The following is a 20,788-nucleotide window of genomic DNA, read 5'->3' as shown; positions in this document are numbered from 1 at the left end:
AATATTAACTATATGTTAATTTTTACTGAATCTTAATAAGTTGTAATTTATTGATTGTCAAATATTTAAACTAAAATCGAATTTTCATATGAAAAAAATCATATTATTGTATTTTTAATAAATAGGGGTGCTTTTTATTAAAAATACAACGCTATTTCACTGCTTTGAGGCTTAAATCGATATTCTCAGCTGAGTGAGTAAGGGCTCCTACAGAGATATAGGTGACTCCTGTAGTCGCAATTTCTTTTAACATATCTCGGGTAATTCCGCCGGATGCTTCAGATTCGCAAGAACCATTGATCATTTTTACGGCTTGCTTCATCATCTTCACATTCATGTTATCAAGCATAATTCTGTCAACTTTTGCCTTGATTGCTTCTTCAACTTCTTCAAGATTTCTGGTTTCAACCTCAATCTTTAATTTCTTTTTATTTTTTTTGATATAATCTTTTGCCATTTTCACGGCATTCGTTATGCTTCCGTTGTAATCAATATGGTTGTCTTTCAGCATGATCATGTCATAAAGACCATATCTGTGATTGGTTCCACCACCAATGGCAACTGCCCATTTTTCACAGACTCTGAAATTGGGAGTTGTTTTTCTAGTGTCTAATAATTTGGTTTTTGTACCTACCAATCGGGAATCCCAATCATTGGTAAGGGTGGCAATACCGCTCATTCTTTGCATGCAATTAAGAATCAGCCTTTCAGTAGAAAGAATAGATCTTGCGCTTCCGGTAACAATAAGGGCTACGTCACCAATTCTTGCAGGAGTTCCATCTTTAATAAAAACCTCGACTTTTAAGTTCTTATCAAAAGTTTTAAAAATGATTTCAGCCAATTCAACTCCTGCCAAAATACAGTTTTGCTTAACCAACAATTTTGCACTTTGTTCCAAATCTTTCGGAATGGTAGAAAGGGTAGAGTGGTCTCCATCCTGAATATCTTCTTCTAAAGCATTCTTGATGAATTGTTTTAAAACTTTATCTGTAACGTAGTCTGGTCTTTTCATTGTGTATGCTTTTAAGCTAAATCTTTATTGTAAAACGCTCCCTTATTCTCAGTCATTTCCATAGATTGGGTAATAATGAGGTGGGCAACGGTTGTTAAATTTCTTAGTTCTGATAATTGTGGCGAAAGTATAGAGTAGTGGTAGATCTCATCTACAGCAGCAGCAATTTCCTGATGCTTTTGTAAAGCCATAGTTAAACGTTTGTTACTTCTTACGATTCCCACAAGATCGCTCATCATTTCCTGGAGTTGCTTTCTCAGGTAACTTACGATGACCATTTCGTCCATGATCTTCATTCCTTCTTCATTCCATTCAGGGACTGCTTTTAAATCATCAAAGTTGAAATTGTTTTCATTGAGAAGAGTCATTGTTTTCATGGCAGCATTGTGTCCGAAAACTAAACCTTCTAATAATGAGTTCGATGCGAGTCTGTTGGCTCCATGTAGGCCTGAATTGGTACATTCACCAACCGCAAATAGATTTTTAATGGATGATTGTCCGTCTTTATCGACTTCAATTCCACCCATCAAATAATGACAAGCTGGAACTACAGGAATCAATTGAGTAAAAGGATCTATTGCTTCTTCTCTGCATTTTTTATAAATATTAGGGAAGTGTTCCAAGAATTTTTCATGATCCATCTCTCGGCAATCTAAACCGACAAATTCATCACCAGAAACTTTCATTTCATTGTCAATAGCTCTTGCGACAATATCTCTTGAAGCTAATTCTTCACGCTCATCATATTTGTGCATGAATTTTTCACCTCTTTTGGTTCTTAATTTTGCACCATCACCACGAACGGCTTCAGAAATTAAAAATAACATTCCGTCAATTTTGCTATACAAAGCTGTTGGGTGAAACTGATAATACTGCATATTGGAAACCTGGCCTTTGGCGCGGGCTACAAATGCAATTCCATCTCCTGTTGCAATTTTAGGATTGGTTGTGTTTTTATAAACATGTCCGGCACCTCCAGTTGCTACCAAAGTGATTTTTGAAGTAATTTTTTTGATGGTTTTAGATTTTTCATCTAAAATATACGCTCCATAGCAATGAATGTCTCCTGTGTTTAATTCTTTTCCAGGAACATGGTGTTGCGTAATGATATCAATTACATAATGATGATCTAAAATCTCAATATTAGGGCTTTTGTTGGCTGTTTCCAGTAAGGCTCTTTCGATCTCGAAACCGGTAATGTCTTTATGATGAACAATTCTGTTTTCAGTATGTCCGCCCTCTCTTCCTAAAGCGAATTCTCCATTTTTCTTGTCGAAATTGGCGCCCCATTCTACGATCTCGTTGAATCTTGCAGGAGCTTCCTTTACCACCATTTCTACAACATCGCGTTTGTTTTCACCGTCTCCGGCACGCATGGTATCCTCGATGTGTTTTTCGAAATTATCATTTTTAGAATCTGTGACTACCGCTAAACCGCCTTGTGCGTATTTGGTATTGCTTTCGTCTTCATCAGATTTCGTTACTATGATTATTTTGGCATCGGGAAGTTGCTCAGAAACTTTTATGGCATAAGAAAGTCCCGAAATACCGGAACCAATTACTAATACATCCGCTTTTATCATATGCTTACTTTAGGTACAATCGTCTAAATAATTAAATAAATTTAAACAATTTTTCGTTTGGTTTTCTTACTTTTTTCATGTGTTGGAAATGATCTTCCTCAGAACGGTAGCCTAACGCTAGGGTAACGGTTACTTTTTCTGTTTCAGGATCGATGTTTAGAATTTCTTCAATAAGATCCTGACGGTAGCCTTCCATAGGACAAGTGTCAATATTTTCTATCGCTGCAGCATACATTAAGTTGGCTAATACGATATAAGACTGTTTCTCTGCCCAGTTGAAAATTTCATCGTTGTTTTTTTGATTAATATGCTGATTGATGCTGTTCTTGAAGAGGTTGAGATTCTCTAACGGAACATCTCTCACTTCAGAAATATGATTAAAATACCCTTGCACATAGCTTTCTCCAATTGTTTTTTTCGAAATGATAACAATCAAATGAGAGCACGTGGATATTTGTGATGGATTATAAAATGCAGGAATTAATTTTTGCTTCATCTCTTCACTTTCCACCACAGTAATTTTGTAGGGTTGAAGGCCAAGCGAACTTGCAGACAGCTTTCCTGACTCAAGAATGTTATGAAGGGTTTCCTGAGGAATAATTTCGGCGTTAAATTTTTTCACAGAATATCTTCTGCTTAAAGCTTCCAAATAATTCATATGACAAATTTAAGGATTGGATGTGAATAAACTGAGCTTAAAACGAAATATCTCCGTCTAAATTGCACAAAAAAGAATCACTCCAAAAAAATTGAAGTGATTCTCTTATTATATAAAATGATTATTTTATTACTCTCTGTTTTTCACCAATATCCATCCTGAATATTTGAAAGGAGTTTTATGTTTATCATTTTCATTCCATGTTACAGAATACCAGTAGCTTCCTGTAGGGACTTTTCTTCCCGCAATGGTTCCGTCCCATCTGTATCTTGTAGACTTATCACCTTGATGGATCTTGGCTCCATATCTGTCGAATACATTAAACACGAGATTTTCTTTGTTGGCTAATGCAGAATAATCGATGGCATCATTTACTCCGTCTCCGTTGGGCGTAATTACGTTGATAAGATTGGGAACAACGACCGTGATGGTGATAGGTTCGCAGTCATATGCATCTTTTACGTATATTTTATTATCACCTCTCGGTATATTTTTAAATAGATTAGAGTCCTGCCATGTAATGTTATCCAGTGAATATTTATACGGCTGGGTTCCTCCGATCACGTTGATGCTGATGGTGCTGCTTGATATATCAACACTCGTAATGACAGGTTGCTCAGAAGGGAAAATTGTTACTTTTTGAGTTGCCGTACAATCTCCTGTTTTCAGTTTTACCCAATATGTACCAACGCCTACATTGGAGATCGTTTGGGTTGTGGCTCCTGTGCTCCATAAATATGAACTGAATCCAGGGCCTGCATCTAACGTAGTTTTATCTTCCATACAAATTGTTTTATCTTTTAAAACAGCAGATAAAACTGGGGCAATTACGGTCAATGTAACTTTGGCCACGGCGTAACATCCGTTTCCATTTGTTACTTTAATGTAAATGACTCCATTAGGAGCGGTATAGGTTAAGGGATTAGGAATTTCATTGGTTCCATTGATTGCATCTGTTAAAGATGGATAGTATTTTTTTGTGGTCCCTGCCTGCGTTGTTACAGCTGCTATGGTAAGATTAAATAAACCTGTTGAAGGATCTGTTTCAATAAAGCAAGTTCTTAGGGTTGCATCATTTACGGTAACTACTGCGAAATGATTTAAAGTAATTTTTGCTGTAGATACACAACCTTGAGGAGTGGTTACTTTTACATATACAAAACCTACAGGAGAAGGATAGGTTGTAGGATTTAAAATTTCATTCGTTCCGTTGTTAAGGTCTGTTAGAGTAGGATAGTATTGTTTTGTTACTCCCAAAACGGTAGTTACCGCAGCTGTTGTAAGGTCAAATATGGCTACACCAGCATTGTTGTTGTTACATCCCGTTAGTGTTTTGTCAACCGCAGCAAAAGGAGTCGGATTTAATTTGATTACTCCATCACCATTATCGCATAACGTAGATGATGGGTCTTTCACAACCACGGTTATGTTAGTGTTCCCCGAATAGGTATAATTGGTAGGGTTGGTAATAGGGGTTCCGCCAGGTCCAAAATAAGTAATGATATAATTGGCAGGATTGGCTACAAATTGGGTGTTGTATGATGTTAAATCTATGGTTCCTGTTCCTGTTGCAGGATTTACACACACAAAAGGAGTGAGTGTATTGGTAAGAATTGGAACTTTATCGATATAGACTTTCGCATTTTTAATAGAATGTCTTGCACTGGCACCTCCTGTAGCTGCCGAAAAACCAAAGTATCCTGTTGTCATGCCTATTGCTCCTCCTGATGGCGCGAAAGATTGATCAACAAGTAGTACACCGTCAATTCTTATTTTGATGAGCCAGCTTGTAGGGTTGGCAGGATCGGTTTCTCCATTTACCTCAACATGTTTGTAAGTTGGCCCTACAAATGGTTGAGTTGGGTTAAGATCTGCAGTGTGGTAAGTGCTTCCCGGAGTATTGTTGTATTCGATATTAAAGTTTCCTGCAGGTAGATTATTGGTGCCATATAGAACATGAACTTTGCTCATTTGCCCTTCGGTAGTGTTGTTGAAAATATCAAAGCCTACCATCAACCCATTGGCATTTGAAGGAATTCCAAGTCCTCCGCCTGATACAAATCCTGTTGGGGGATTGGCAAGATACCAGAAGGTAAATCCGTCTCCTCTTCCGAATGCAGGGGTTCCGTTTCCATCAATTCTAAAATCAAATTCCACTTTCCATTTGTCGCAATATTTCAAGTTGATCGGAGCTGCTAATTTTATAGCACCATAAAGACCTCCTTGGTCTGCGGTGAGCTGTATGAAGTCGGTGTTAACGTTCGCGCTCGAGACGAGATCCCACCCTGTGGTTACCACGGGGTTTCCTGAGAGCTGATAAGTCTGAGAAAATAGCTTTCCAGACAAACAGCACAAAATAATATAAAAATAAAAGAGTAAAGTTTTTTTCATGTGAAGTATATTGGTTAGGTTGTTAGTATTGTAAATGTATTGATTTTATGTTATTTGGTGTTGTTTATGTGTTAATTATGTAATTTAATTTAGTTAAACTGTAATAAAATAAGATTTATGAAATTAAATTGATAATTTTAATTAATTAAAAAGATTGATTTGAAATTTTCGCCCAGCGTTGAGGTATAATTCATAAAAAACTCACTCCGATTTCGGAGTGAGTTTTACCTGTTATTCTCTATTTTTTACAAGTACCCATCCGTTGTATTTTGTTTGGGTATTGTTTTTATCATTTTCATTCCAAGTAATGGTATACCAATAAGTCGCTGTTAAGATCTTCTTACCTCCAGAAGTTCCGTCCCATCTGTAAGCTTTAGATTTATCAGCGGTGAAAAGCTTGTTTCCATATCTATCGTAAACAATAAACTCCAGATTCTTTTTGTAAGCTAATGCTGAGTAGTCTATATAATCATTAATGTTATCTCCGTTTGGAGTAATTGCATTAATCAAATTAGGAACGGTGATCTGAACCTGAATAGGAGTACAGTTGTAGAAATCTTTAACATATACTTTTACTTCACCTCTTGCAAGGTTGTTGAAATAATTAGAATCCTGCCAAGTGATTCCGTCCAATGAGTATTTATAAGGAGGGGTTCCTCCGTTTACATTTACAGTAATCGTATTGTTATTAATATCAATGCTTGAAATAACAGGCTGGGCAGAAGGAATTACCTTTACAATTTGAGTAGTAATACAGTTTCCTGTTTTTAGTTTTACCCAATAAAGACCCGCTGAAATATTTTGTATAGCCTGAGTTGTTGCTCCTGTGCTCCATTCGTATCCGTCAAAACCAGGTCCCGCATCAAGCGTTGTTTTGGCATCTATACAAATGATTTTATCTTTTAAAACGGCAGAGGTTACCGGAGTTAAAACAATCAGCGTGATTTTGGCGGTATTATAGCACCCGTTTGCAGAGGTTACTTTTACATATATTGTTGTATTTCCTGTAATATATGTTGTAGGGTTCATGATCTCATTAGTTCCTGCTAATGCATCAGCTGCTGTCGGATAATATTTTTTAGTAGTACCTGCTAGCGGCGTTACATTGGCTGTTGCTAAATTGAATAAAGCTGTCGTAGGAGCATTTTCAATAAAACATGAGCGCAAAACAGTATCATTTACAACCACCAGAGGATGGAAGGCTAAGGTAATTTGCGCGCTGCCGGTACATCCTTGTGGGGTGGTTACTTTTACAAAAACAACTCCTGGTACAGAAGTATACGCTGCAGGATTTGGGATTTCATTAATGCCTGCATTAAGATCAGCCATTGTTTTGTAATACTTCTTTGTAACTCCTAAAACACCTGTTATGTTGGCTGTAGTAAGATTAAATGTAGCTGTTCCTATATTGTTATTATTACACTCGGTCAAAGTAACATTATTGGCGCTGAAAGGAGAAAGTGACAAGGCTATTTTTCCGTCGGCGTTATCACACAAAACCCCTGCGTTATCTTTAATAACAACTGTTATTGTTGTGTTTGCGTTATACTGATAGTTTGTAGGAGTAGCAATTGGAGTAGAGCTTCCTAAAACATAATAAGTAAAGGTATAATTAGCAGGATTAGCTACAAATTGATTATTGTAAGACGTTAAATTTACACTTGCTGATCCTGTCGTTGGATTAGGGCAAAAAGATTGGGTAACGCTATTTTGTAAAATAGCAACTTTATCGGTGTAAATTTTTACATTTTTAATGGAATGTCTTGATCTGTTCCCTCCCGTAGAAGCTGAAAATCCAAAGTACCCAATGGTCATTGCGGTTGCAGCACCTGAAGGGACAAAAGATTGATTACAGATGATGTTGCCATCAATGGTTATTTTGATGATCCAACCAGTAGGAGAACTAGGATTAACCTCAGCGGTTACTTCAACATGTTTGTAGGTAGCGCCTTGGAAAGGCTGTGTTGTGTTCAGATCAGGGGAGTGAAAAGAACTTCCTGCAACATTGAAAAACTCTACGTTGTTGCTGTCGGTAGTATTGGCAACTTGTCCGTATGCCACATGAACTTTGCTCATTACAGCTGTAGTGGTATTGTTATAGGTATCAAATCCTACAATTAATCCAACTGCATTTTGAGAAACTCCAAGACCAGACCCTAGCACGCTGGCTACCGGTGGATTTGCCAGATACCAAAACGCAAGGCCATCTCCGTTGGCGGTTTGGTTAGAATCCATTCTAAAATCAAATTCAACTCTCCACTTATCGCAGTATTTTAAGTTGATGGGATCATTCAGTCTTATGGATCCGGATTGGTTGTTGGTATCAGGGGTGAGCTGAATGAAGTCAGTATTCACTTGTGTAGGAGAAACCATTGTCCAGCCGGTCGTAGTTACAGGATTTCCTGTGAGCTGATAGGTTTGGGCCAGGATTTTTCCGAATAAACCAGAAAAAATAATGGCAAAATAAACGAGTAGTTTTTTAATCATTTAGTAACGCACTTTAAATTAGACGTGTAAATATATTAAATCCGAATCAATAAATATGTATTTACTGTTAATTTTGCGGAATATAATAGGTATTTAATAAAGAAGTCTAGTTTGAATAGCGAAATTACTAATAGATAGTATCTATAATTAGTTTAAATAAAATTGAGCTAAAAAAGGGAGTTATTCTCAAGAGATTCAAAATAAGCATCTATTTCAAGGTTGTCTGAAGCAGCTGCGGCAACGGCTAATTTATCACAAAGTTCATTTTCAAAATGCCCTGCATGTCCCTTTATCCAATGCATTTTAGGTTTATGTATATTATAAAGTTCAATGAATTTTTTCCAGAGATCAGGATTCTTCACATTTTTCCATCCTCTTTTTATCCATCCTGCAATCCAGTTTTGGTTAATCGCGTCAGAGACATACTTACTATCCGTGAAAACATGAATGTCATTATCCGGAGATTTTAGTTTTTCCAGTGCATTAATCACGGCCAGAAGCTCCATTCTGTTGTTGGTGGTTTTGCGAAAGCCTTTCGAGAATGTTTTCTGGTAATTTTTTTCAGGAACGCGCATAACAATTCCGTATCCTCCTTTTCCGGGGTTTCCACTGCAGGCGCCGTCTGTATATATATCAATTCTCAAATCTGTTGTATGTAAAAATTAAAATCGTTTGAAATTTTTAAATAATGGACCACAAAAGCTTTATTATTTAAACACTTTAGATCACTTAAGTTTTAGAGTTTATTACTTTAAAAATAAAAAGTACAAATAAGATAAAGATCAAAGATTTTTGAAAACTTAAGTGTTCTTTAATGAACTTTATTTTAAACTTAAAAGACTTAAGTGCCAAAAAAAATGGACTTGATATGAAAGTTTTTATAATTAAAATTAACCTTAAGTATTAAAAAGGAAAATCATCTTCATCATCAAAATCATTCATTGAAGAACCTGAAAGTTTAGAACTATCGGGTAAATCAAATGCTGCTCCTGGTTGAATTGTTGTTTTTATTTTATCAAAACCACTTGGTTCAGGTGTACCGAAATCAGTAGGAAAACCTCCGCCTGTTGCGTGTTCTATATCTCCAAATTTTGCAAAGTGTTTCAAGAAAGATAATCTTACATCTGCTGTAGCACCATTCCTGTGTTTTGCGATAATAAGTTCGGCTTGGTTTTCTGTTGTAGTTTCCTGTCCTTCATCATCATTATCCCAAACGCCAATTTTATAATATTCCGGTCTAAAGATGAAAGACACGATATCTGCATCCTGCTCAATCGCTCCGGATTCCCTTAGATCTGAAAGTTGAGGTCTTTTCCCGGGGCGGGTTTCCACACTTCTTGAAAGCTGTGAAAGTGCAATTACAGGAACGTTCAATTCTTTTGCAATCGCTTTTAGTGAACGTGAGATCATGGAGATTTCCTGTTCACGGTTTCCAACTCCTTTTCCACCACTACCGGCTGTCATCAGCTGAAGATAATCGACCATGATCAGTCTAACGCCATGCTGCATTACCAATCTTCGGCATTTTGCACGGAAGTCGAATATAGAAAGGGAAGGGGTTTCATCAATGAAAAGAGGAGCGTTTTCCAGTTCAGATACATTGGAGAATAGTCGCTGCCATTCTTCATCATCTAGGGTTCCTTTTCTTAGTTTTTCAGATGAAATTCTTGTTTCAGAGGCGATCATCCTTGTGATCAACTGTACCGATGCCATCTCCAGAGAGAAAAGGACCATTGGTATTTTATGTCCGACAGCAATATTTCTTGCCATGGAAAGAAGGAAAGCTGTTTTTCCCATCGCAGGACGGGCAGCAATAATAATAAGGTCGGAATTTTGCCAACCTCCGGTTTCTTTATCGATATCTCTAAATCCTGAAGGTACTCCTGAAATACCTTCTTTGTCTTTTAAAGATTTTATGGTTTCAATAGCTTGTTTTACCAATGAGTTTGCCGTGTCGAATCCTTTTTTAATGGTTCCGTTGGTGATTTCAAAGAATGATTGTTCAGCTTTGTCTAAAAGCTCAAAAACATCGGTAGATTCTTTATAAGAAGAGTCTATAACGTTGGCAGAAACATTAATTAAACTTCTTAAAATATATTTTTCCAGAATAACACGAACGTGATATTCAATGTGTGCAGATGAACTTACACCCATTGTAAGATCAACGATATAATGGTCTCCACCTGCCAAAGGAAGTTTTTCTTCTTTTTTAAGCTCCTGAATAATGGTCATTAAATCAACAGGGTGGTTTCCTTCGTATAATTTTAAAATGGTCGTGAAAATTACCTGATGTCTAGGGTCATAAAATACATCAGGCGTAAGAAGATCAATAGAATGGTCTAGCCCTTTTTTGTCAATTAAAAAAGTTCCGATAACCAATCTTTCGAAGTCTACTGCGTTAGGAGGCATTTTTCCATCAGCAATGGATAACTCTTTTGCAAAGTTTCCGTGAGTAAGAGATGATAGTGTTTCTTTCTGCGCCATTGTGCAAAGATATAGTTTATTTAAAAAATAATTTGAAAATAGTAACTAACATTTTACTGCTGATTTGTTTTAAAATACCATCAATAAAAGAGAGTTGATGTGAATAAAAAAATCACCCCAAAATTGAGGTGATTTTAAATGTATTAAAAGAATTAAATTATTCTCTGTTTTTTACAAGTACCCATCCGCTGTATTTTGTCTGAGTATTGTTTTTATCATTTTCGTTCCATGTGATCGTGTACCAATAAGTTCCTGTAAGGATTTTTTTACCTCCGGAAGTTCCGTCCCATCTATAGGCTTTGGTTTTATCAGCTGTGAAAAGTTTATTTCCATATCTGTCGTAAACAATAAACTCTAAGTTCTTTTTGTAAGCCAATGCAGAATAATCTATATAATCATTAATGTTGTCTCCATTTGGTGTGATTGCATTAATAAGATTAGGAACAGTTACTTGTACATCTACAGGATTACAATCGTAAAAATCTTTTACATATACTTTTACTTCTCCTCTTGGAAGGTCTGTAAACACATTAGAATCTTGCCAGTTGATACCATCTATAGAGTATTTGTAAGGAGCTGTTCCCCCGTTTACGTTTACTGTAATTGTATTGTTGGTGATATCAATGCTGGTTACCACAGGTTGCTGAGTAGCGTATACATTCACATTTTGTAGGGTGAAACATTTTCCTGTTTTCAATTTTACCCAATAAGCGCCAACTGCTACATTTGAAATTGTTTGTGTTGTTGCTCCTGTGCTCCATTCGTAGCCGTCAAATCCGGCACCTGCATCTAAAGTTGTTTTGTCTTCAAGACAGATTGTTTTGTCTTTTAAAACATTTGATTTTACAGGAGGTAAAACTTTAAGATTAATCTTAGCAATAGAATAACAACCATCAGCACTATAAACTCTTACATATGCAGAACCTGTAGTGGTAATGTAAATAGCTGGATTTCCTATTTCATTCGTTCCGCTTGTTGCGTTAGCTAATGTTGTGTAGAATTTTTTAGGAGGAGTTGGAAGTGTGGAAACATTTGCTGAAGTTAAGTCAAATACAGCTGTTGTTATATTAGTTGGAATATAACAAGATTCAAGGCTGGCGTCATTTACTATAACAAGAGAATAGAATTTTAATGTTATTTCGGCATTTGCAGTACAGCCATCGTCTGTACTTACTTTTACGAATACTTTTTTCTCTACGGAAATGTAATTGGTAATATTGGTGATCTCGTTTGTTCCTGCATTTAGATCATTAAGGGTAGGGTAATATTTTTTTGTAGCAGCACCTGTGTAAACATTTGCTGTTGTCAGGTCAAATGATGCTGTTCCTACATTATTATTGTTACAGCCGTATAGTGTGACATTTTTAGTGATAATATTTCCTTTTTCAAATTTGAATTTTCCTGTTAGAAAGCATCCATTGATAGGATTATCAGGGTTATTAGGATCAGTGTATTTTAATCTGTAATAGTAAATATCTGTTGCATTTACCATGATGGGTGCTGTGATCGGAGCGTTTCCTGTAATTACGTCATTACTAGTTGTATGATAGGTTACCGTAAAGTTCGTATTGCCATTAATGATTCCTGCAGATAAAGTACTGAAATCAAACATTGTTGGTAGTTGACACTTGTAAATAACATTTGGAGAAGTTGGTGTTGGGCCAGGCTCTCCAGGAGTGACAAATGGATGAGGGGTTAATACGGGATCAGTGAATGGAGATGCTAATGTAGCTGTTCCTCCCCAGGTTAATGCAAATCCATTGGCATTTGCAGAGAAATTGTCTACAAGTAAATAGTATGTTTCTCCAGCTATTACATCCATGTATCTACAAAATCCGCTTCCACCTGCATCTTGTGTAAGATCGGTTGAAGTCATGTCGAGCCCTGTTAAGATTCCGTTTGTTGTGTTAGCGTACGAGCATCTGATAGGGGTCCCTAAATTACCACAGGTAACATTAGGTCCAAAAACAGTCCAGTCATAATCTGCCTGTGCATTAGGAGTAATTAGGAATGTAAGGGTGCCACTCGTTGCAATAGTAAAACTATACCATACTGAGTAGTGTTCTGAGGTTACGCATCCGATTAGGCCTTCTGCTGTATTTCCATGACCACTTGGGGTATAGGACAGGTCTGAGTTTCCGCATACCGGAATTGCTGAATCACAATCTGATTGCGAAAAATATAGCTGCGAGAAAAAGAAGACTAAAAGAAGTAGATGTTTTTTCATTTTAACTGACTTTTATTAAACAAAAATAACGAAAATATTAACAATAATTTAATATTGTATTAGCGAGATACAGAAAACCGCTTAAAAGAAAGCGGTTTTTGTATGTATTATTAATTATTCTCTGTTTTTTACCAATATCCATCCTGAATATTTGAAAGGAGTACTTTTCTTATCGTTCTCATTCCATGTTACAGAATACCAGTAATTACCTGTAGATAGTTTTTTACCATCAATCGTAGTACCTCCCCATTTATATCCATTGCTTTTATCAGCTTGGAAGATTTTGGCACCATATCTGTCAAAAATACTGAATATAAGATTTTTCTTACTTGCTAATGCAGAATAATCAATCACATCATTGATGCCATCTCCGTTTGGAGTGATTACATTGATGATATTAGGTACAACTACCTCCACTTCAATAGGATCACAATCATAAGAGTCTTTCACATAAACGGTAGTGTTTCCTCTTGGTACATTAGCGAATACATTGGAGTCTTGCCAGTTGATATTATCTATTGAGTATTTATAGGGAGCGGTCCCACCTATAACGTATGCTGTAAGAGTAGTAGTTGAAATGTCAATACTAGAAATTACTGGTTGCTCAGATGGGTAGATTTTTACTGTTTGAAGTGCAGTACAGTCTCCTGTTTTCAGCTTTACCCAATAAGTACCTACTCCAACATTGGCAATGGATTGAGTTGTAGCTCCTGTACTCCATTCGTATGAACTAAATCCGGGACCTGCATCTAATGTGGTTTTATCTTCAATACAAATGATTTTGTCTTTTAAAACAGCAGAATAAACAGGGGCAATTACGGTTAATGTTACTTTTGCAACAGCATAACATCCATTTGCATTGGATACTTTAATGTAGATAACTCCATTTGGAGAAATATATGCTAATGCTTGCGCAGGAGGAATTTCATTGGTTCCGTTGATCGCATCTGTTAAAGAAGGATAGTATTTTTTAGTAGTTCCTGCCTGAGTTGATACGGCGGCTATAGTAAGATTAAATAAAGCTGTTGAAGGATTTGTTTCAATAAAACAAGATCTTAAAGTAACGTCATTTACGGTTACAATTGGGAAAAAATTTAATTTAATTTCTGCAATGTCTGTACATCCAAATTCATTAGTTGCTTTTACATAGGCAGATCCTGCAGCAGAAGTGTATTGATAAGGATTTGTTATTTCACTAATTCCAGCATTTACAGCGGCTAATGACGGGTAATATTTTAATGTAAGATTAGGGGTTGCATTTACATTGGCTGTTGTAAGATCATATAATGCTGTTCCCGAATTATTATTACTACAAGAAGTTAATGCTGCTGGTGATAGTTTAAAAGATTTGTCAAGGAATTTTATTGTGCCGAACTCCCTACACTGATTTAAAAAACTTGTGGGGCTGCTAGGGTCAACATAAGTAATAGCATAGCTATAAGTCGTAGTTGTATTTACCGATTCAGGAGTGGTTATAGGATTTATATCATCTATAGCATCAGTAGCACTTCTATAATATTTGACAATAAAATTAGGATTGCTATTTAGGATATGTGTTGAAAGTGTTGAGAAATCGAAATTTACAGGATTGCCACAAATAGGAATTTCTCCATTTTGTGTTGGGCCAGGCTGTAAAAATGGGTTAGGTTGATATATATGAGATGAATTGTTGTCAAAAGGAGTTAGTAATGTTGCTGTACCTCCAAAAGATAATGTAAATGGTGAAATTTGAGTAGAGAAGTTATTCAAAAGTAAGTGATAAACTTGCCCTGGAAGCACATCTATATATTTCACAAAACCTGTTCCTGTTCCGTTTTCGCTTGTAGCTGTAGCTGTCATACTTAATCCAGTAGGGTTAACGGCTCCAAAATTAACAAGACCTGCATATGAACATCTTAAAGGGGTTGCTGTTAAATTAGCACAATTGTGATTAGGTCCATAGAGTGCAAAATCATAATCGATATTAGTGGCATTAGGGCCTGTAGGCGTAACGAGAAAGGTTAAAGTTCCGGCTGTTTGTATGCTGAAAGTAAGCCAAATGGAGTTTGTCTCTCCAATTGGACCCAAGCAACCAACTGTACCTTCTTTAATGTTCCCCCAGCCATTAGGTGTTAAGGAAATAGCAGCATCACTACATATTGGTATAGCGGTAGCGCAGTCTTGCTGTGCATAAAACATTTGAGTTGCAAAAAATAGAAAGACCAGTAGATATTTTTTCATTTTGATCAGTTTAAAGTTTTTTAATCCTTAGATTATTTAGTTGATTGAATTAACTGTCTGCCCCATGTTGGTGAGGTAATGTCTGAAGAGTTTTCTTTTTCAAAACCGCTTTGTGCTTTTTGAAAAAGGATTTCAGCATCTGCTTTATCTCCGGATTTTTCTTTTAATTTAGCCTTTAGAATTACCAGTCTAGGGTTGTCTGGTGAACTTTCTTCAGCTTTTGCAATAGTTTTAGCAATAACATCTGTGTCTTTTTGTACATCCTGAGAAATATTCATCTGTATCTTCTGAAAATAAATCAACCCTATTAATGTATTGATTTCAGCATTGTTTGGTTGAGAGGTCAATGCAGCTATGGCGAATTTTTGAGCCATTGCATTAGATTCACCAAGATTTTGTGCTGATGTATCTTTTAATTGCATTTCAGTTTTAAGATAAATTGAAACAGCAGCATAATAGTAAGCTTGCCATTTTTCTGAAGTTTTAGTACTTGTGAATTTAAAAAACTTTTGAAATAGGTTGTCGTAATCACTTCTTGTTTTAGCTGTATTTATTTGCGAAACAGATTGTTGAAAGTCTTTTTCTGTGTAGGATTGAGCATTTACTGAAATGCCTGCTACAAAAAAACTTAAAATAAGTAGAATTTTTTTCATAAAGGGTAGATTTAAAATTTTCTAATTCTTTATTTATTTGATTGAATTAACTGTCTGCCCCACATTGGTGCAGTATTGTCCGAAGAATTCTTACTTCCAAATCCGCTTGTTGCTTTTTTCAGAAGGAGTTCTGCAGCAGATTTGTCTCCTGATTTTTCTTTCATTCTAGCTTTTAAAATTGCTAATCTAGGATTGTTTGGCGTTGTTGCTTCTGCTTTTGCTATTGTTTGTGAAATAAGATCTAGATCTTTTTGTGTATTGCTAGAAGGGTTGATTTGTATTTTCTGAAAATAGATCAATCCAAGTAATATATTAACTTCTGCATTATCTTGCTGAGAAGTTGCTCCATTAGCAAATTTTGTAGCAAGTGCATTAGATGCTGAAAGGTCTTCGTGAGTAGTTTGATCTAATTGTACCTCTGTTTTAAGATACATTGAAACAGCAGCATAATAGTAAGCTTGCCATCTTTCTGAAGTTTTGGTACTCGTGAATTTAGAAAACTTTTGAAAAAGGTTATCGTAATCACTTCTTGTTTTAGAAGTATTTACTTGTAAAACAGATTGTTGAAAGTCTTTTTCTATGTAAACTTGAGCGTCTGCCCAAGAAGCGGCCATAAAAAAGCCTAAAATTAGTAGAATTTTTTTCATAAAGGGGGAGATTTTATAAAGCAAATATAAATAATTATTAACGTTGAATCGAAGTTTTTGTGATTTATTTAATAAATCACACTTATAAGTTTTAATATTGCATTTTTCTAAGCTTGGGATTTGTGCTTGCTACAAGCAAAGCAACCAATACCGTCATCGTTCCTCCAAATACTACAGAGCGCACTACGCCAAGTAGTTTTGCCATAACTCCACTTTCAAATTGGCCCATCTCATTACTAGACATAATAAAAATGGAATTCACACTTAAAACACGTCCTCTTATGTGATCTGGTGTCTTCAACTGAACTATAGTTCCTCGTATTACAACAGAAATTCCATCGAGCATTCCGCTTAATACCAAAAACATAAATGAAAGCCAATATATATGAGATAATCCAAAACCTATAATACACAATCCAAATCCGGTTACTACCACAAGCAATATCTTACCCTGGTTTTTCCTTAACGGAATAATAGATAACATTATTATGATACACATCGAACCAATATCCGAAGCAGCATTTAATAATCCGAAACCTTCGGCACCTACTTTTAGAATGTCGGTAGCAAATACGGGGATCATTGCAACGGCTCCTCCGAAGAGAACAGCAAACATATCAAGACATAACGCACCTAGAATCTCTTTGGTTTTAAAGATGTAAGAAATTCCTTCGCGCATACTTTCAACCACATTTACTTCTTCTTTTTTGTGTTCAGAATATTGTTTTTTTAATTGCCAGAAAAATAATGAAGCGAAAAATATTAATGATATAATAACAACTAAGGTCCATTTTACTCCAAAATAACCAATAAGAAATCCCCCAACTGCATGTCCGCAAACAGATGATATCAGGAAAGTGGCCTGATTTAGAGTGACGGCATTCGGTAGATTTTCTTTTTTAACGATTTTTGGAATCATAGAAGGGACAATAGGTCCGATAAAAGCTCGTGCAATTCCTGTGAAAAAAATAACAGCGTAGATGAAATAGGTAATCTGGTGTCCGGTAAAATGCATTTCTACATTTAGGAATGCCGGAATCAGCAATAAGCCAATTAGAAAAACATAGGTGTAATTACAGATGAGCAGGAGCCTCTTTTTTTCATTCATATCAATAACATGGCCTGCGTATAAAGCACAGCTTACGGCCGGAATTACTTCCGAAAGACCAATCAAACCAATTGAAAAAGGATCTTTTGTTAATTGATACACCCACCATCCAAGTAAAGTAGCGAGCATTCTAAAGGCTAAAACGATAAAAAATCTTCCTGTAAGAAGATTCCTGAATTCAACATTTTGCAATGTTTTTAGCGGGGTAAACGAAATCATTCACAAAAATAGCCCTAAATATTCATTTAAGGCTAGTGATATCGTGATTTTTTAAATGATAAATCAAATGGAAGCTGAAAGATAAAATCTATTTTAGTCAGCTCTTGAAGAACTTAAAACTAATGCTGCAACGCCTGCTGCCCCAATTACAACCGCACCGGCAGTAATTCTAGCTTTTCTGCTGTCTCTTACAGATGCTACATTAGATTTTGGAATGATAACTTCTGTGCTGTCTTTTTTCCCGGCTGTACCCATAAGATTATTGCCATCTATGTTGCGGAATAGCATTTTTTGATTTTTAGAACCGTCTTTCATTTTAACCACATACATTTTTCCTGCTTCAAGGTTAGAATAATTATTCTTAGAAATGTCTTCGGTATATTTTGTAGTTGCACAAGATGAAATTACAAATAATGAAGTTAACAAAGATGATTTTAAAAGTACAGATGCTTTCATTCTTATTTTTTAGTTTTCCAAATTTATAATTTTTTTCGAATAAACGTTTCCTGAATTAAAAAAATGTGTTTAAAATTTATAGATTTCTAATAAATCTGCGATTTTTCTATCATTTGCCAGTCTTGGAGTTTTATTTTGACCGCCCAATTTTCCTTGAGATTTTGCATATTCATGAAAAGCATTCTTTTTTAATCTGCTGATATGAAGTTTTTGGAGAATATTTCCAGAAATCAAATCATCATAATAGGTATTGCGTTTTCTTAGCTGTTCATCAAGTTCATCTTTAAAGATTTCCAAATTTTCGGGTTCTTTGTCAAATTCTATGAACCATTCATGATAGGGAAGTCCTTCTGTAGGATTTACCTGTGGGGCGAGATGAAACTCGGTAATTTGTGCGGGATATTTTTCTAAGGTTGCTTTAAGAGCTTCTTCCACTTCAAAAGCAATAACATGTTCCCCGAAAGCTGAAGTAAAATGTTTTGTCCTTCCGCTTACTAAAATTCTGTACGGATTTTTATCAATAAACCTTACCACATCACCAATGGAATACGCCCACAAACCTGAATTCGTTGTTAAGATCAATGCATAATCTTTATTCAGTTCAATTTCTTTTAGCGTTAATCTTCTTGCATTGGGTTTGCCATATTCTTCCAAGGGAATAAACTCATAGAAAATTCCATGATTGGTTAAAAGCAAAAGTCCCTCTTTTGTATAATCATCCTGAAAAGCGAAAAAACCTTCTGAAGCAGGGAATGTTTGAATGATATCAACTTTCCCACCCAATAATTCTTCCATTTTATCGCGGTAAGGTTCATAATTTACTCCACCTGTAACGATCAATTGAAGATTAGGAAAAATTTGCTTGATCTTTTTGCCGTTCTTTTCAATTAATTTTTCAAAATACATGATTAACCAAGGTGGAATTCCAGAGATCAGCGTCATGTTTTCTTTTTCGGTCTCCTCAACTATTTTTTCAACTTTGGTTTCCCAGTCGTCGATCATATTGGTTTCCCAACTCGGTAAACGGTTTTTCTGTAGATAATTTGGGATGTGATGTGCAACGATCCCAGAAAGGCGTCCTGTTTTTATGCCGAAAACTTCTTCTAATTCAGGACTTCCCTGTAGAAAGATCATTTTGCCTTTCACAAATTCAGCACTGTTTTTCTGTGCAATATAATGGAATAAAGCACTTTGAGCTCCTGCAATTTGGTAAGGCATGGCTTCTTTAGAAATCGGAATATATTTTGATCCCGAAGTCGTACCTGAAGTTTTAGCAAAATATTCCGGAGTTTCTGTCCATAGAATATTGGCCTGACCTTTTTTTACTCTTTCAATATAGGGTTTAAGGTCTTCATAGTCTGCAATAGAAACTTTTTCCTGAAACTCTTTTATTGAGTGAATGTTTTCAAAATCATGCTCTCTTCCAAACAGTGTTTTTTTAGCCGTTTCTACCAAAGATAAAAGTAATTCTTCTTGGTTTTTCCCCGAATTTTGTTTGAATTCTTCAGCCTTTTGAACATGCTTTTTTGCCCAAACCAGTGCTATATTTTTCTTGAAAAAGTTTAACATGGTTCAAATTTATAAATAACTAAATAATTTGATGACATTTTAATGAAATATGAAATAAAAAAAACCGATGAATGAGTATCATCGGTTCTTCGAAATTTGATTATGAAAATAACAACTATAAGTTGAGTTTATTTGTTTTCTTTATACCTTTTGTCTGGGGTACCATCTTTTTTTAGATGTTGAGCGTCTTTATATCTCTTATCAGGAGTACCGTCTTTTTTCATTTTAACAGCTGTTGTAGACGGGGCTGCTGGTTTTGCTACTTTGGTATCTGTTGCTTTTACAGCTTTAGCGTCTACCATTTTAGCAGGTTTTGTTACCTGTTGATGAGCTTTAGAAGCTGTTGCAGGAGCAGCTTGTTGAGCAGTTGCAAACCCTAGTCCTAATACTAGTGTCATTGCAGTTATTAATTTTTTCATAATAATTGTATTATTTGTTTTTGTTGAATCAAAGTTATGCAAAAATTAGGCTGAAAAATCTAACGTTTAGAAACTTAACTAAAGTTTATTACAGCTTAAAAAAAAATTAAAGCTGTTTAATAATCTATCAGAGCCTTCTGGAATATCAGAGGATCAAAAACAATTTTAAAAAAAATAAATTTTGTGTTGTGTTTAAAAATAAAAGACCTGCTTTCAAAAATGAAAACAGGTCTTAGTATGTGTCTAAATAGTTAGTTTAACGTTTGCAGTCAGCAGTCCAAGTTTTACCGTCTTTGGTGTATAATATTTTCACCTGATTGTTTTCAACTCTTACGTAAGCTGTTGCATTTGAACCTACCATAATTATGGTATTAGCTCCCTTTTGTTCAAAATCAATTCCGTTAAGAGCAGGAATGTCGTTAGAGAAAGCAAAGTTATATTTGGTTCCGCTTACAACTTTGGTTACAAAAACACTTCCTTCGGTTGTGCTGATGTTTTTGTCTGCATCTTTATAAGAAACACTTCCTTTGTAAACTCCGGCGAAAACATCGTCTTTGGTTACATCGTCCTCGCTACTACAAGATGAAAAAGAGATTGCTGTAAAAAGTACCAGCATAAAAATTCCTAAAGCTTTAATTGTTTTTTGCATCATTTT

Annotated in this window: 16 protein-coding genes; all 16 read right to left on the bottom strand. The window is 35.5% G+C overall.

Features of this window, described 5'->3' with window-relative positions; translation table 11 throughout:
* Positions 1-151: 151 nt before the first annotated feature.
* On the bottom strand, positions 152-1,012 hold the full coding sequence (gene nadC / locus AMQ68_RS19110; protein ID WP_054512197.1) for a carboxylating nicotinate-nucleotide diphosphorylase: 861 nt from the start codon (positions 1,010-1,012) through the stop codon (positions 152-154).
* 11 nt (positions 1,013-1,023) lie between these two features.
* Positions 1,024-2,595, bottom strand: coding sequence for an L-aspartate oxidase (gene nadB / locus AMQ68_RS19105; RefSeq protein WP_054512196.1), 1,572 nt, complete (start codon positions 2,593-2,595; stop codon positions 1,024-1,026).
* A gap of 31 nt (positions 2,596-2,626) precedes the next feature.
* Positions 2,627-3,253: an NAD(P)H-dependent oxidoreductase gene (locus AMQ68_RS19100; protein ID WP_054512195.1), complete on the bottom strand. Its 627-nt coding sequence runs from the start codon at positions 3,251-3,253 to the stop codon at positions 2,627-2,629.
* A gap of 129 nt (positions 3,254-3,382) precedes the next feature.
* Positions 3,383-5,644, bottom strand: a complete 2,262-nt coding sequence (locus tag AMQ68_RS19095) for a T9SS type B sorting domain-containing protein (RefSeq protein ID WP_054512194.1) — start codon at positions 5,642-5,644, stop codon at positions 3,383-3,385.
* A 231-nt stretch (positions 5,645-5,875) separates the two neighbouring features.
* Positions 5,876-8,131, bottom strand: a complete 2,256-nt coding sequence (locus AMQ68_RS19090) for a T9SS type B sorting domain-containing protein (RefSeq protein WP_054512193.1) — start codon at positions 8,129-8,131, stop codon at positions 5,876-5,878.
* Positions 8,132-8,298: 167 nt separating this feature from the next.
* A complete protein-coding gene (rnhA, locus tag AMQ68_RS19085) occupies positions 8,299-8,775 on the bottom strand; it encodes a ribonuclease HI (RefSeq protein ID WP_054512192.1) in 477 nt (158 codons plus the stop codon).
* A gap of 259 nt (positions 8,776-9,034) precedes the next feature.
* A complete protein-coding gene (dnaB, locus tag AMQ68_RS19080; protein WP_054512191.1) occupies positions 9,035-10,615 on the bottom strand; it encodes a replicative DNA helicase in 1,581 nt (526 codons plus the stop codon).
* 157 nt (positions 10,616-10,772) lie between these two features.
* Positions 10,773-12,842: a T9SS type B sorting domain-containing protein gene (locus AMQ68_RS19075; RefSeq protein ID WP_054512190.1), complete on the bottom strand. Its 2,070-nt coding sequence runs from the start codon at positions 12,840-12,842 to the stop codon at positions 10,773-10,775.
* A gap of 114 nt (positions 12,843-12,956) precedes the next feature.
* Positions 12,957-15,062 carry a T9SS type B sorting domain-containing protein gene (locus AMQ68_RS19070; protein WP_054512189.1) on the bottom strand — a complete coding sequence of 702 codons (2,106 nt, stop codon included), beginning with the start codon at positions 15,060-15,062 and terminating at the stop codon, positions 12,957-12,959.
* Positions 15,063-15,094: 32 nt separating this feature from the next.
* Positions 15,095-15,715, bottom strand: coding sequence for a type IV pilus biogenesis/stability protein PilW (locus AMQ68_RS19065; protein WP_054512188.1), 621 nt, complete (start codon positions 15,713-15,715; stop codon positions 15,095-15,097).
* Between the two features lie 29 nt (positions 15,716-15,744).
* The gene (locus AMQ68_RS19060; protein WP_054512187.1) at positions 15,745-16,362 is read right to left on the bottom strand and encodes a hypothetical protein; all 618 of its coding nucleotides are present in this window, start codon (positions 16,360-16,362) and stop codon (positions 15,745-15,747) included.
* A gap of 91 nt (positions 16,363-16,453) precedes the next feature.
* Positions 16,454-17,689, bottom strand: a complete 1,236-nt coding sequence (locus AMQ68_RS19055; protein ID WP_054512186.1) for an MFS transporter — start codon at positions 17,687-17,689, stop codon at positions 16,454-16,456.
* A 93-nt stretch (positions 17,690-17,782) separates the two neighbouring features.
* Positions 17,783-18,145 (bottom strand): hypothetical protein, encoded by a 363-nt coding sequence (locus tag AMQ68_RS19050; protein WP_054512185.1) that lies wholly within the window; start codon positions 18,143-18,145, stop codon positions 17,783-17,785.
* Between the two features lie 69 nt (positions 18,146-18,214).
* Positions 18,215-19,714, bottom strand: a complete 1,500-nt coding sequence (locus AMQ68_RS19045; RefSeq protein WP_054512184.1) for a GH3 auxin-responsive promoter family protein — start codon at positions 19,712-19,714, stop codon at positions 18,215-18,217.
* A 128-nt stretch (positions 19,715-19,842) separates the two neighbouring features.
* Positions 19,843-20,133, bottom strand: a complete 291-nt coding sequence (locus tag AMQ68_RS19040) for a hypothetical protein (protein ID WP_054512183.1) — start codon at positions 20,131-20,133, stop codon at positions 19,843-19,845.
* 256 nt (positions 20,134-20,389) lie between these two features.
* Positions 20,390-20,782 (bottom strand): hypothetical protein, encoded by a 393-nt coding sequence (locus tag AMQ68_RS19035; RefSeq protein WP_054512182.1) that lies wholly within the window; start codon positions 20,780-20,782, stop codon positions 20,390-20,392.
* Between the last annotated feature and the right edge of the window lie 6 nt (positions 20,783-20,788).

The sequence above is a fragment of the Chryseobacterium sp. ERMR1:04 genome (assembly GCF_001297705.1).
Lineage (GTDB): Bacteria > Bacteroidota > Bacteroidia > Flavobacteriales > Weeksellaceae > Chryseobacterium.
The sequence above is the reverse complement of the archived record's forward strand: the minus strand, read 5'-3'. Positions and strand labels throughout refer to the sequence as shown.